Raw genomic sequence first — 14,144 nt, 5'->3', positions numbered from 1 at the left:
ATATTAGCAGGCGAGAGTTGGTGGTTCTTCTCTCAGCTTCTGCTAATAGGGGGTCTGTGTTCAATCACACCCCCTATTTTTTTCTTTAAGTTCTACCATCTAGTCTAAACTCCAGTAAGAAGTTGACTAAGGAAAAGTGGGTTCCTCTTGCTCAAGAATTGATAGCAGAATCTCTTGCATGACAGCTACTTTTCGCTAATTCCACGATTCTACCAAAATCCCTTGTTTACAGAGTTTTTGAATTAACTCAACATAAATTTGTTTAAAATTTTCTGGAATATTAGTAAGATTATGAAAAAATGCAGCTTCTCTTACAAGGTTCTCTATTGATATAGGTGACTCAGCTTTGTTAAGAAGAAATTGAATAGCTGGCGATAAATGACAAACATTCACCAACTGGATATCCAAAAGGATGAAAGCAAAGATACTAGGTTCAGTTTGTAGTTCGTTGATATTTATACCTTTATATAAAGCCGGAATATTATAACTAAACTCTTCAATAAAAACTGATGGGGACTTAGTAACAAGTAGAGAGTCTATGTTTCCAATAAGGTTAGCTGGATTGCTAGCTATTTGCATTTTTATTTCATCGTATTTTTGATATTGCAAAGCTAGCAGAGGAGCTTTACAAGCTATTAGGTCATACCTTACAACCTCTTTGAAGCATTTAAGAACGGGATCTTCAGATTTATCAGAAAATTTATAAAGAAGATTAGCAAAATAGTCAAAAGTTTGTATATCACTTCTGCTTTTAAAATCATAACAATATTTGATGCTGGTTATTACCTCTTCTTTTAAACAGTCAAAAAAAGTACTTACTGTTCTAAAGCCATCCCATAAACCGTAAATTTTTTTGTTCAGTAAATAATCATTAAATTCTTCTAATTGAAGCTGATTTGACTCTTGAGTGACAGCTAACTGAGTCAAAGCGCTGACTTCAATTTCACTTAGTTCATAACCTTGCAAGCTCTTATTTAAGTCCATTCTTAAAGTTGTGCGGAATGATGGACTCGTATATATTTTTAAGAGTACACGTTGGAATTCAACTAATGACATTGCTTCACCATTTAAGCGCACTAATAAGTTATGTAGTATTTTACAAAAAATACAAACCTTAAGACAACTCGTAGTTGATTACTGGCTTACGAGCTCGTTCAACTTCCGTTATAATTTCAATTATGGGTGGAAAATTAAACTCTCTCTCTATAATTACATAGTCAGGAGTACAAACCGATATAACGTAGTCGTAAATCTCCCAGATTTCAGGTGTAATAGCACTTGAGTGAGTATCTGTAAGAAAGCCATTTTTTTCTAAGTAGCCAGCAACGTGAAGCTGCTTGATTGATGACTTAGGGAGTCTACTTATAAATGCTTTTGGGTCAGTGCCAAAATTTTTTGAATCAATATAAATGTTGGTAACATCCAGCAAAATACCGCAATTCGTTTCATGACATACAGATGCTATAAAATCTTCTTGAGATATGGTGTTAAAAGGTATATTAAACGGATGAGCAATATTTTCTAGTATAAGGGGTAGTCCTAAAAAACGTTGAATACTTGTTACATTTGTAATGACAACATCTAATAATTCATCTGTGTACCAGAGCGGAGATAGAGCGTCAATACTTTTTTCTGTTGTTTGTGTAAAAGCAAAGTGTTCGCTATAGTAGGTAGGCTGTGTGATCTCTAATAAACGAGCAATAGTATCAAAATATGACTGTGGCGGACGTTCTACAGAACCGATTGATAAGCTGAGTCCATGAGGAATTAGTGTAAATAAATTAGACAAGTTGCGAAGTTCTTTTAACTGAGGGTCAGAGAGAGCAGAATATGATTCTACTAAGAACTCAAGGCAATCAAATGAATCTTGGAAATCAAGAATTTGAGACTTGTTGATATGACGCCGAAACGCTAAACCTGTCTTAGGCATAAAATCTCACTTACTTTGCAAAAATTTTCTGGAGAATCTTTCGGAGAAACTGTCTATTCTTTCGCCCTGATTTTAATAAAAAGGTTATATCTTAGAGAACTTTACAAACTAAAACTTAAGCTAACTAGCAAGTTTCTTTTGGGGAAGTAAACTGCTATAGCAATCCTAAATGAAATCAAACTTCACAGTACTTTAGTACTATATTAAGATTCTTTATCAATCAACAAGAATTTGATTTTCCTAAGTTGCATCAGTATGAACCCTGTTCGGATCTCAAATAGGATTGCTATAGCTAGTAGAAAAATTACCAAAAAGATAAGCGGAAGTGCTTACCAGATCAATTAACAATGCCGTGGGACTTGTGCCAGATATCGAACCACTCTAAGTGATGAAAGGGCACACAAGTTTATCCATGACAATAGGATGGTCAGCTTTTGATAGGTGTATGATGAAGGGGTATTGAGTTGCCCACATCAATTGAACTGCCCTTTCCCTACATCGACACCACATCGACACCTTCTAACAAATCCCACAGTTGTGGGTGCAACTGCCGTCAACACTCATGTAAGCTTCCTCGAAGGCACTATAGCCTCCAATCACCAAAATCATCTCTTCTTTAGTAAGCTCATTTAGCTCACTAAAAAAGCTTTCGGAGTTGGTAGAGGGTTTATTCCCAGATGAATTCAGGTCAGAAGAAATTGTAAGTTCATTAATTGTAATTTTAGCCATTTTAAATGTTACCCCAAGTGTAGTTTTTGCGGCTGTGATTAGACTTTTAATTGCCTGTATCACTTTTACTAGTATTTATCTATTTATCTAAAATTACAATACCTTACTCGTTAAATAACAAGTAAAAAATAATGCAAATATGTCCTTTAAATTTATAAATTATCTATAGACAAAAAGCTCATAATATCTATTAAACCCAAACGTTTGCTTAAGCAGTTAAGGAAAAATTAATTCTACATCTACTTTTGAGGTTATCTAAATGACAGTTTTTACAAAGTTTCACGAACTTAATATAGGACTCATGTCTGATTTCTGAACAAGATTTCAGATAAAACCCTGATAAAACGGGCTTTTCAGTCTCAGTATGTTTTCAGAAATCAAATCGGAGTCCTATAGTTAGTAATAGTCAGCAAAAAATCAAGCCTTTGAGACTACTAAATTTAGTGACACAACTGGAACAATTATGTCCGTATATCTACTTTTTATTAATCATTTTGGGAACGTTGTAGCGCGATCTAGTACAGGTCGGCGGAAATAAACTTTCATCTTCCGCCATTGGGATGCTTGTTCTTACAGGCATCTCTTCATTTTTCCCACTGCCACTGCCCAATGATCGCTTGCTTTAGTCTAAAGTCCAAAATTTAGCGCAGCCTCACAAAGAATGGTATTAGGTATAGACAGACACTATGGTATTTTGACTTGATTTGACACAGAAACTCTGTGACATAGATGATTTCTATGCCATCTGAAAACTAATGTTTCAGAAAAAGGCCCAACTGCCGTTTTTTGAGTTCACCGAACTCATATTAAATTAAGCCTCTACAATTTTGATTTCATCAAGTTGATTAATCACCACATCTGCACCTCGGACGTCATCTGACTTACCTACCCAAGTGATACCAATACAACCTGCGGCTTTAGCATTACGCGCCATTTGCATATCACCAACTGAATCACCCACCATCAATGTAGCGTTTGGTTCAACTCCCAAAGCTTGGCAAGCTTGCAAAAATAGCACCGGGTCTGGTTTACTAGGCCCTTCATCTACGCCCATTTCTAACTGGATATAATCACTTAACTGGTGATTGGCTACAAAATTACGTACTTCTTCAGTTGTCGCAGCTGAGAGGATACCAAGTTTTAGACCACCCTCCCGCAGGTATTTCAAAATTTCTAGGCTACCTACAAATAGTGGTGAAGGAGTTTGTCCAATGTATTTTTCCGCTTCATCCAAAGCTTGACGGGATATTTTTAAGCACTCAAACCATCCTCTTCCTGTTTCGGCAATATATGCCGCAGCTGCAACTTCTGTTTCACGACGGCTTGCTACTGATATTAAACCTGCGGGATCTAGAAAATTGCCATTGATGCCAAATGCCATTAATAGAGGTTCCCCAGTTCCCGGAATTTGAGCATCTATTAACCTCGTTGCCTTTTGTGCAAGCGATCGCAAATACGTTTCTGAATCTTCTAGAGTACCGTTTTTGTCAAACAAAATTGCCTGGATATTATCAAAAGTGATATTTCTACATTTAATGGTTGCCATAATATTTAACTTCTAACTACTCCCAACTCTTCACTTTTATCAATTCTCCACATAAAAAAAGAGGGTTTTTCCCTCTTTATAAAATGATTTGATACTCTTACTTAAAGACAAGTAAAACTATAAAAAATTTATTACTCTTCAATAGCTGCTGGAATTTCCTCTTCAATTTCCGTTGCTGCTGGAATATCTGTTTCAATTGCCGCAATTACTGGAATATCTTCTTCAAGTTCTGTTGCTGGTGGAATATCTTCTTCAAGTTCTGTTGCTGGGGGAATATCTTCGTCTGCTAAAGTTTCCGCAGGTGCAGCCGCAGCAGTAGCACCTTGCTGCTTGGCTAATAGCTGTTCGCGATACTTAGCAGCCATTTCTTCCGCCTTATCGTAGACCAAATCCCGGTTTTTAATCATGTCACCAGGTTCGGGTTCTAGCTGCTTGGTAGATAGGGAAATTCGACCCCTTTCTGCATCCAAGTCAATGATCATAACTTTCACTTCATCATTGACATTGAACACGCTATGAGGTGTATCAATATGTTCGTGAGAAATCTCAGAAATATGCAGTAGACCACTGACGCCGCCAATATCGATGAAAGCACCGTAGGGTTTGATCCCACGAACAGTACCAATTACTACTTCGCCGACTTCTAAGCGGTTCATCTTGCGCTCAACCAGCGCCCGACGGTGAGATAGAACGAGGCGATTACGTTCTTCGTCCACCTCTAGGAATTTCAACGGCAGATCCTCGCCGACCAATTCTTCTTTAGGTTTGCGGGTACTGATGTGGGAACCTGGGATAAAACCACGTAATCCCTCAATCCGTACCAATGCTCCACCGCGATTAGTTGCAAACACGCCAGAACGGACAGTAGCATCTTCTGCTTGCAACTGTCGCACGCGTTCCCAAGCCCGCATATATTCAATACGGCGAATGGAAAGGGTTAATTGACCATCTTCGTTTTCATCGGTAAGGATGAAAAATTCGCGCGTTTCGTTTGACTGTAAGACTTCTTCCGGGCTATCCACCCGGTTAATAGACATTTCTTGTATAGGTATATATGCTGCGGTTTTAGCACCAATGTCAATCAGAGCGCCGCGCGGCTCTATACTGAAAACTGTTCCTGGGACAACATCGCCAGGGCTAAAATGATAATCGTATTTGTCAAGTAGAGCAGCGAAATCTTCGTGAGTGAATCCAATTTCTGTAGCGGTTAAATTCTGATTGACCATGCTGATTTGTTCCTGGTTCTAGTCTCCGTAAAGGTGGTGCGACAAGCGCGATGCGTTATATAAGCAGTTCTATGGCAGCTTAGACAAAACATCCTTTTTCATCCTAGCGCACAAAAGCTAGCATTAACACATATCTACTCCCAAGATTGGAAATTATATCACAATATAAAAATGATTTGTCATTTACTTAGTAGTGAAAACCAACAAAGGACAAACACAATAATATCCGTTGCCACCATGCTTAGTAGCAACGGATATTAAGATTAAATCCGCTTAAAAGTCTGGGAATAGGATCTACTTATCTTTTGGTTTCTCAAAGCGAGGGGGTTCGCGAAATGCGATCGCAAAGAAGAGAGTACCTATACACAGAGTAAAAATCAAGATGTACGCAACGCTTTCCATATTACAATTTCCTCTCTATCCAGCCAGTAATTAAAGTTCTGAGTACTGAATCACTTGAGTGCTGAGTCAGAGGTTTAATTCAGAACTCAGCACTCAGAACTCAGCACTGAAATTAAAGCGCTTCGTTGCGGCGGGTTGACTTATCACCCACTTTCTGGAACAGACCCCACTCAACTTGCTCTTCAAGATCCGCGTCAACACCAGCAAATACGTCTCGGTAGATTGTCCGAGCGCCATGCCAGAGATGACCAAAGAAGAACAGCAGAGCAAATACGGCGTGTCCAAAGGTAAACCAACCTCTAGGACTGGTGCGGAATACACCATCAGAGTTCAAGGTTTCCCGGTCAAATTCAAAGATTTCACCGCCTTGAGCCTTACGGGCATACTTCTTCACATCAGCTGGTTCTGTAAAGGTCTTACCATTCAGATCGCCACCGTAGAAACTAACGGTAACACCAGATTGCTCGAAGCTATACTTAGATTCTGCCCGACGGAAGGGAATGTCCGCGCGGACAATTCCATCTGCATCAGTCAAAATCACTGGGAAGGTTTCAAAGAAGTTGGGGAGACGACGCACGGTCAATTCCCGTCCTTCAGAATCTTTGAATACGGCGTGACCTTGCCAAGACTGAGCAATGCCATCACCTTTCACCATCGGCCCTGTACGGAATAGACCGCCTTTAGCAGGGCTATTACCGACATAATCATAGAAAGCCAATTTTTCAGGAATCTGCGACCAAGCTTGCTCAAGGTTTCCACCTTGGGCAACGTTTGTTTGAACGCGGCGCTGAATTTCTTGACGGAAGTAGTTTTGATCCCATTGATAGCGGGTGGGACCAAACAATTCGATGGGAGTGGCGGCGTTACCGTACCACATAGTACCAGCAACCACGAAAGCAGCAAAGAAAACTGCTGCAATACTGCTAGAAAGTACTGTTTCAATGTTCCCCATCCGTAGGGCTTTGTAGAGCCGTTCGGGGGGTCTAACTGTCAGGTGGAATAAGCCTGCAATAATACCAACAACACCAGCAGCAATGTGGTGAGCCGCAATGCCACCAGGGTTATAGGGGTTAAAACCATCTGGGCCCCATTCTGGTGCTACTGCCTGGGCCGCACCAGTTACACCATAAGCGTCAGAAACCCATATCCCCGGCCCAAATAGTCCGGTGACATGAAAAGCACCAAATCCAAAACAAAGTAGACCAGATAAGAACAGGTGAATGCCAAACATCTTTGGCAAGTCTAAGGCGGGTTCACCAGTACGAGGATCTCTAAAGAGTTCCAAATCCCAGTAAACCCAGTGCCATACGGCGGCTAGGAATAGCAGACCAGAAAGAACAATGTGAGCAGCAGCAACACCTTCAAATGACCAGAAGCCAGGATCGGTTGATGGCCCACCAGTAACGTTCCAACCACCCCAAGATTGAGTGACGCCCAAACGTGACATGAACGGCAGGACGAACATTCCTTGACGCCACATCGGGTTGAGAACTGGATCGCTAGGGTCAAAAACAGCCAGTTCGTAGAGTGCCATCGAACCAGCCCAGCCTGCTACTAAAGCTGTGTGCATTAGGTGTACAGAAATCAGTCGCCCTGGATCATTCAGAACGACTGTATGTACTCGGTACCAGGGTAGTCCCATTGACTACGCTCCTCCTCGATGAGTTAGTTTACAAAGCAATTTTCTTACTGAGGTTATGAGAGACGAAAATCGTCACTCATAAAACTCTCTCTTGTTTTTTGTTATTGCCAGAGCCAGAGTATTACCACAGCTTAGTCCTAATAAGTCAGACAGCGTGGGTGCTTTGGCAATGCTGACTCGCTTCGGGAGGTTTACCTATGTAGGGTAGCCATCGCCAAGCAAAAATGAGAATGTTTTAAAAAGTGTAACTATTGATGGAATTGTTTGCAAGCGTGTAAATTGATGCGATCGCGTAGCATATCCAAGTTTTTTCGCTACCAATGCGCGTCGAGGATTAAATTTACTTATCTTTTCTTTACGTGGGGAATAGGGATTGGGGATTGGGGACTGGGGAAAAAGAAAGGGAGCAGGGAGCAAGGGAGAAGAGTTTTCCCCTCTGCCCCCACACCTTGCTCCTCGTCTCTTTTCAATGCCCAATGCCCAATGCCCAATGCCCAATGCCCAATGCCCAATCTCTACTGAACCACCAACTGGATATTTTGCAGTTGACACTTCGCCTCAGCTGTACTTAGGCGTTCGATTACCTGTTCGGCGCTCATCAGACGCTTGAGTACTACTTGACCGATGGTCTGATTGGCAATTACTGGTGTTGTTGGCTTGACTTCCACGGTTAAAACGGCTTCTTCAACTCGATAAAGCCAGAGCAATTCATTTTCTTCGACTAAACAAATATTCATTCGCTGAATATCTGGTTGGCGTCGCCATGCAGTTATTTGCCAAAGTCCATCAGATGCCCAGACTCTTGCAACTGCCCATCCCTCAGATAGAAAGAAATACTTCACGGTCTTAGTCTCACTATTAGACTTTCAATCTGCTGTTAACGATATCGCGATCGCTTTAGTCGCTGATGTTCAAACACTCTTCTTTTTGACAATAAAGCCAATCTTGACGATAAACCGCTTTATCGGTGTCTGTTCCTAAGCAGCAACAATAGGTAAAATCTCAACGTACACTACTTGGGCTAAGATTAGCCCCTTCAGGGAAGTCAAAAGTCAAAGCTTAACAAGACCTATTTTTTTAGTAACTATGAATTTACGACAAATTTAACCAATGTTTGGTTGAAAATTTTAATTAAATAAAAACTTTTCAATACTTAACAAATGTTAAATGTCAAATTCTGTATTTTATCAATGATTTTTTGTAACAAAATAGTGCGTAGGCGTAATTTTTGATTTAGATGGCTGCTGAGTGTTCCATCGAAATAAGAACCACTATAAATTGTGAAGATTCAGCATAAGAGTCACAAATGTAGTAAAATTGCTGACCGCTGATATCAAATATATTATTGCTATGACCTGGTTTTCCTTGTTCGTGAAACGGTGGGGTCGGATTAGACAATTCCTATCTTTGTTCTGTCTATGTTTATTTTTAGTTGTTAGTTGCACTCCTCGTCCGCAGTCAACTACGCCGCCATCTGGTTCTGTAAATACCCTTACAGGTGATGGTCGTATTACTATCGGTACAACAGCCAAGCCAAGAACTCTTGATCCGGCTGATGCCTATGAGTTAGCATCTTTAGGTTTGGTGTTTAATATGAGCGATCGCCTCTACAACTACGAATCAGGAAGCACCGAAATTAAACCCCAACTAGCTACAGCATTACCCAAAGTCAGTCAAGACGGCTTAACTTATACCATCCCCTTACGTCAGGGAGTAGTTTTTCACGATGGGACTCCCTTCAACGCTCAAGCAATGGCTTTTACCATCCAGCGCTTTATTGAAAATAAAGGAAAACCCTCATTCTTACTAGCTGATATAGTAGATTCGATAAAACCTACAAGCGAGTATGAGTTAACCATTAAGCTGAAAAAGTCCTTTGCAGCTTTTCCCTCACTGTTGGCATTTCCTGGAGTATGTGCCGTTTCACCAAAAGCTTACGAAGTCGGCGCTGGTAGATTCAAGCCAAATATTTTTGTGGGAACTGGCCCTTATAAATTAGGACAGTATGGTACTGATTCTATCAGATTTGATGTGTTTGATAAATATTGGGGAGAAAAACCAGCTAACAAGGGTGTTAATCTCCAAATTCAAACTAGTCCGGTTAATTTGTTTAATGCTTTTCGTACAGGTGCAATCGATGTAGCTTATCTGTCGCTGCAACCAGATCAAAATCGGAGTTTAGAAGAAGGTGGTAAAAAAGGGGATTGGCAAGCGATCGCAGCTGAAGGTAGTGTAGTAAGTTATCTGGTATTAAACCGGAATCAAAAGCCTTTAGATAAATTAGAGGTAAGACAAGCGATCGCTTCCATAATTGACCGTCCACTTTTAAATGAACGAGTGTTACTTGGTCAAGCAGATCCGCTTTATAGCATGATTCCCACAACGTTTAAAGTTTCTGTGCCATTATTCAAAGATAAATATGGTGATGCTAACTTCGATCAAGCTAAAAAATTATTAACTACTGCTGGTTTCTCCAAAGAAAATCCTGCAAAAGTGCAAGTTTGGTATCCTTCTAGTTCACCTACTCGTAGTTTGGCAGCACAGACACTCAAATCCCTTGTGGATGTCAAAATGGATGGAATACTGCAATTTGAAGTTACCCAAGCGGAAGGGCCTGCCTTCTTTAAAGACATTGCCAAGGGTTTGTATCCGGCAGCTTTACTTGATTGGTATCCAGACTTTTTAGATCCAGATAATTACGTCCAACCATTTTTGTCTTGTGACAAAGGTTCAGATGCTAAAGGATGCGAAGATGGAGGCAGTCAAACTCAGGGTTCGTTCTACTATAACGAAGCCATAAATAAACTGATTGATGGGCAACGCAAAGAACAAAATCCCGAAGCGCGTCAGAAAATTTTTAACGAAATTCAAACGCAAGTTACTACTGATGTACCTTACGTTCCCTTATGGCAAAACAAAGACTATGTATTTGCCCAAAAAGGTGTTAATGGTGTAAAACTTAACCCTACCCAAATTTTGGTTTACCAGACACTTAAAAAATAATTCGTAGTTGATAATTCGTAATTCGTAATTTATTTTTTTGAGGTCTAAATCCCAACAGCTAAAAGCCACAAATTTGACAACTTGGTGTGGTGAAAAGCCAACATATTACGAATTACGAATCACAAGTTATGAATTACGAATTACAAATTACGAATTACGAATTACTTATGTCTCGTTCTAAAGCTTTACAATATTACATTGTTTCTCGGTTGCTTCTTGCGCCACTTCAGCTATTAACTATCATCACCATTGTATTTCTGTTACTAAGAGCAACACCAGGAGATCCAGCAGATGCAATTCTCGGTGGACGTGCGCCAGAAGCAGCTAAAGAAGAATTGCGAAAACAACTCGGTTTAAATCTTCCCCTGTGGCTACAGTACCTAAATTATTTGGGAAGCATACTGCGTTTTGACTTGGGAACCTCTTTAATGAGCCGGGGAGAAAATGTTTGGGACATCATTGGACAATATTTCCCAGCGACAGTGGAGTTAGCAGTATGTAGTATGGCGGTTGCACTCATCGTTGGAATTGCAGTTGGGACTCTTTCGGCTTCCCGTCCTGGAACATATTTTGATGTCGGCGGGCGCTTATTTGGGATCATCACCTATGCACTTCCGATGTTTTGGGCGGGAATGCTTTTACAGTTGATTTTCTCAGTCCAACTGGGTTGGTTTCCCAATTCCAACCGCTTTCCGTCTAATCTGCCGGCTCCCACTACTGTCACTGGATTGTATACAATTGATAGCCTACTCGGTGGAAATTTCACCCAGTTTTTCACATCTTTGCACCATCTTGCTCTACCAAGTCTCACATTAGGAATTTTGCTCAGTGGGATTTTTGAGCGAATTGTGCGAGTGAATTTAAAGCAAACCTTGCAAGCAGATTACGTAGAAGCGGCTAGAGCTAGAGGTATTGGGGAAAATAAAATTTTAGCTTCCCACGCTTTAAAAAATGCGCTAATTCCAGTGATTACAGTCTTGGGATTAACCTTTGCATCTCTGTTGGGTGGGGCGATTTTGACAGAGGTAACATTTTCTTGGCCTGGGTTAGCTAATCGATTGTATCAAGCGATCGCCGATCGCGATTATCCCACAGTCCAGGGAGTACTCGTATTTTTTGGTGCGATCGTTGTCAGCGCCAGCATTTTGATTGATATTTTAAATGCTTATGTAGATCCGCGAATTCGATATTAAGCTGTTGGACATTTTGTTAAATTTCTTGAGAAATACCACTGGCTAAAATACCAAGAATTTTATTCACATCTTTGAGATAATATTCGCTTAAATCAATGGTCAATGTTTGTTGTTGTAATTTGAGGAATTGCCAAATACTGCCCGTTGTGACTGCTCCGTAAATTGTTTTAATCTCAGTTGCAGCTTGCTGATTAAAAATTTGTGCTGCTACCATTTCTGCTGCACACTGACCAAAACCCGCATTAATATTTTCTTTTTTAGCTTCTACAACTGTAATTACTGGTGCTGTCAAAATTAGAATTTCTGGAGATTTCGTAATAATAAAATCGCAAGTACCGTTTAATCCTTTGCTATTATCGACAGTAAAATCTACCCCAGCAAATAAACCAATTTGCTCGCGTAATTGTCGGCGCAAGTCAACTAAAATTGGCGCAATAATTAACTCAGAACGAGCTTTTTAATTATTACTACCTAAAGCGATATCGAGGTTATAATTGAGTGTTTCTACAAGTAAATTACTCGCTGTTAATTCAGGGACAGCAGCGAAAATATCGCGTTTTTCTAATATGGTTAAACTCAACTCTTGTTTTGCTTTAGCTAAACTAAAGTCGCTGTAAGCCATAAAACTATTACTCACTTTTGCTTTTAAACGGAAGACTGAAATTACTGTCCAACATCCAAGTTAAAGTAGAAACTATCATCAACAATTCTGTTGCTGCCAACATTTTTGATAATGGGTATGCTAACTCGGTGCTGTCCTGCTTCAAGCTTCCAGATTTTTTGGAAGTTACCAATATTATGACAAGCAGCATTAATCGGGAAGTTACTAGGAGTGAAAAGTCCATTTTTATAACTCTCAACTCCATTGGGAAACAGATAACCTTTTACTTCTATTCGATTGACTGGAGCTTTAAATGGTATGCAATAGGTTAGATTTGATAATCTTAGAGTATCTCCAGCTTTTAGAAGTATGCGATCGCGATTTTTTACTTGCTGAGGTTCGTTGCTATTAAACTGCACTGTAAGATTATCAACGCATACTTTAGCCACAGTAACTTTATCACACGTTGTAGAAGTGGCGCTGACAGAGGGTGACTTTAGAGAAGATTTGTTCCCAAGCCCCATTATGACAGGTACTCCGGCAGCTACTATAGTGGCGGTGGCAGTGATAAGAGCAAGTGCAAGCTGTTGTCTAAAAGTTGTCATTTCTCAAACTCCTCAACTTTTGTTCTGTAACACCATCATCACTTGAGACACAGACGCTATAGGTAGGCGTTAGTAGGAAGCTTAAGTGTTTAAATTGTTGTAAGGGAAAGTAGGCAAATGTAGGTTTGTAGGGTAAAGTATTACACTGACGGCTAATTTTAAAATTTACTCTGCCAATTCAAGTATGCCAAATGGACTCACAACAAGCGTTAGCATTCATTAACGGACTGCTGACGGAAAAGAGAAAGCAAGTTTTAAATGAGTTGGAAGAAAAGCTCTTTTTAGGAATATGGGAAAATCAGACTTATTCAAATATTGCTGCTAAAACTTCTCACTCTGATCAATATTTGAGAGAAGCAGCCATAATTTTATATGCAAAAATAACAGAAATATTAGGAATAGAAGTTAGGAAGAAAAATTTTAAAAACCCAATAAAAGAACGATATAGATATCAGTTAAAAAATGCTTTATCTTGCCAAGAGCAAATTGCAGAACCAACTAATCCAGTACAAGTAGATGAATCACAGTCAGATTCTCTATCGCAGCAAAATTATAATCCTTTCATTCCCATTAATGGCAGAGTAGAAGAAAAGAATCTATTCTTTGACCGAGAGCGCAAAATCCGACGAGTATTTGAGGTGTTGAATAGCGGTAGTAGTGTTGTTTTAATTGGGGAAGAAGGAATCGGTAAATCCTCGCTGCTATGGATGATTTGCCAAAAAGCAGAAACTCGTCTAAACGTTAAACGTCAGCCAGTTTTCTTAGACTTAAATTTACTTCATAATGAAAGTCAATTTTATAGTGATTTGTGCTCCGAGATTGGTATACCCGAAAGTAAAGACTATCAGTTAACTCGCAATTTGCGAAGTTGTAAAATACTATTGGCTATAGACAATGTAGGAAAACTTACAGGTGAAGGTTTTAGTCGCAACATAAGGGATTATTTGCGCGGTTTAGCCGAAGGAAGTAATGCTCCGTTAAAGCTGATTTTAGCTGCCACTGAACCTCTAAACAACCTATTTAATGATAGTCAGGAGCAAGGTAATACTTCGCCGTTGGCAGGTATTTGCCAAGAGGAACACATTCATCCTTGAGATGAAACTACTATGCGTGCTTTTATGACCAACCGTTTGGCTAGAACTTCAGTGAGTTTTACTGAAGAAGAAATCATCCAACTCATCCAAGAAAGTGGCGGACATCCTCGCAAACTGATGCAATTGTGTTATCGAACTTATTCGCAGTATGTAGACAGTTTGCAATAATGGAG

The 14,144-nt window shown here is 39.9% G+C and carries 14 protein-coding genes and 1 pseudogene; 4 read left to right on the top strand and 11 right to left on the bottom strand.

The features are described from left to right. Window positions 1-195: 195 nt before the first annotated feature. The 9 genes from HWQ58_RS37830 to HWQ58_RS37790 all read right to left on the bottom strand — a co-directional run bounded on the left by HWQ58_RS37830 (window position 196) and on the right by HWQ58_RS37790 (window position 8,317). Window positions 196-1,056 (bottom strand): hypothetical protein, encoded by an 861-nt coding sequence (locus HWQ58_RS37830; protein WP_292873905.1) that lies wholly within the window; start codon window positions 1,054-1,056, stop codon window positions 196-198. Between the two features lie 58 nt (window positions 1,057-1,114). Continuing rightward, window positions 1,115-1,930, bottom strand: a complete 816-nt coding sequence (locus HWQ58_RS37825) for a DUF692 domain-containing protein (RefSeq protein WP_292873903.1) — start codon at window positions 1,928-1,930, stop codon at window positions 1,115-1,117. Window positions 1,931-2,449: 519 nt separating this feature from the next. Next, window positions 2,450-2,659: a hypothetical protein gene (locus HWQ58_RS37820; RefSeq protein ID WP_292873901.1), complete on the bottom strand. Its 210-nt coding sequence runs from the start codon at window positions 2,657-2,659 to the stop codon at window positions 2,450-2,452. An 811-nt stretch (window positions 2,660-3,470) separates the two neighbouring features. Then, on the bottom strand, window positions 3,471-4,205 hold the full coding sequence (locus tag HWQ58_RS37815) for an HAD family hydrolase (protein WP_292873899.1): 735 nt from the start codon (window positions 4,203-4,205) through the stop codon (window positions 3,471-3,473). A gap of 131 nt (window positions 4,206-4,336) precedes the next feature. Continuing rightward, window positions 4,337-5,431 carry a 30S ribosomal protein S1 gene (locus HWQ58_RS37810; protein ID WP_292873897.1) on the bottom strand — a complete coding sequence of 365 codons (1,095 nt, stop codon included), beginning with the start codon at window positions 5,429-5,431 and terminating at the stop codon, window positions 4,337-4,339. Between the two features lie 294 nt (window positions 5,432-5,725). Continuing rightward, window positions 5,726-5,833, bottom strand: a complete 108-nt coding sequence (locus HWQ58_RS37805; RefSeq protein ID WP_084227385.1) for a photosystem II reaction center protein T — start codon at window positions 5,831-5,833, stop codon at window positions 5,726-5,728. Between the two features lie 112 nt (window positions 5,834-5,945). Continuing rightward, window positions 5,946-7,475 (bottom strand): photosystem II chlorophyll-binding protein CP47, encoded by a 1,530-nt coding sequence (gene psbB, locus HWQ58_RS37800; protein WP_292873895.1) that lies wholly within the window; start codon window positions 7,473-7,475, stop codon window positions 5,946-5,948. A 195-nt stretch (window positions 7,476-7,670) separates the two neighbouring features. Next, a complete protein-coding gene (locus HWQ58_RS37795) occupies window positions 7,671-8,027 on the bottom strand; it encodes a hypothetical protein (protein ID WP_292873893.1) in 357 nt (118 codons plus the stop codon). Then, complete coding sequence (locus tag HWQ58_RS37790) at window positions 7,991-8,317, bottom strand: hypothetical protein (protein ID WP_292873891.1); 327 nt, start codon at window positions 8,315-8,317, stop codon at window positions 7,991-7,993. The genes HWQ58_RS37795 and HWQ58_RS37790 overlap by 37 nt, the downstream gene beginning before the upstream one ends. A gap of 508 nt (window positions 8,318-8,825) precedes the next feature. On the opposite strand from HWQ58_RS37790, the gene HWQ58_RS37785 reads away from it, so the two are divergent. Both HWQ58_RS37785 and HWQ58_RS37780 read left to right on the top strand, forming a co-directional pair. Further along, window positions 8,826-10,478 (top strand): ABC transporter substrate-binding protein, encoded by a 1,653-nt coding sequence (locus tag HWQ58_RS37785; RefSeq protein ID WP_292873889.1) that lies wholly within the window; start codon window positions 8,826-8,828, stop codon window positions 10,476-10,478. Window positions 10,479-10,645: 167 nt separating this feature from the next. After that, the gene (locus HWQ58_RS37780; RefSeq protein WP_292873887.1) at window positions 10,646-11,671 is read left to right on the top strand and encodes an ABC transporter permease; all 1,026 of its coding nucleotides are present in this window, start codon (window positions 10,646-10,648) and stop codon (window positions 11,669-11,671) included. Window positions 11,672-11,687: 16 nt separating this feature from the next. Here HWQ58_RS37780 and HWQ58_RS37775 read toward each other — a convergent pair. Beyond that, window positions 11,688-12,293: pseudogene (locus tag HWQ58_RS37775) on the bottom strand (hypothetical protein). A gap of 41 nt (window positions 12,294-12,334) precedes the next feature. Then, a complete protein-coding gene (locus HWQ58_RS37770; RefSeq protein WP_292873885.1) occupies window positions 12,335-12,877 on the bottom strand; it encodes a hypothetical protein in 543 nt (180 codons plus the stop codon). A 191-nt stretch (window positions 12,878-13,068) separates the two neighbouring features. Here HWQ58_RS37770 and HWQ58_RS37765 point away from each other — a divergent pair, with 191 nt between their 5' ends. Beyond that, window positions 13,069-13,971 (top strand): AAA family ATPase, encoded by a 903-nt coding sequence (locus HWQ58_RS37765; RefSeq protein WP_292873883.1) that lies wholly within the window; start codon window positions 13,069-13,071, stop codon window positions 13,969-13,971. 12 nt (window positions 13,972-13,983) lie between these two features. Further along, complete coding sequence (locus tag HWQ58_RS37760) at window positions 13,984-14,139, top strand: hypothetical protein (RefSeq protein WP_292873881.1); 156 nt, start codon at window positions 13,984-13,986, stop codon at window positions 14,137-14,139. Window positions 14,140-14,144 lie beyond the last annotated feature (5 nt).

This window comes from Nostoc sp. LPT, from assembly GCF_017115165.1.
Taxonomy (GTDB): Bacteria; Cyanobacteriota; Cyanobacteriia; order Cyanobacteriales; family Nostocaceae; genus Nostoc.
This window is presented reverse-complemented; position numbering and strand designations above follow the sequence as displayed.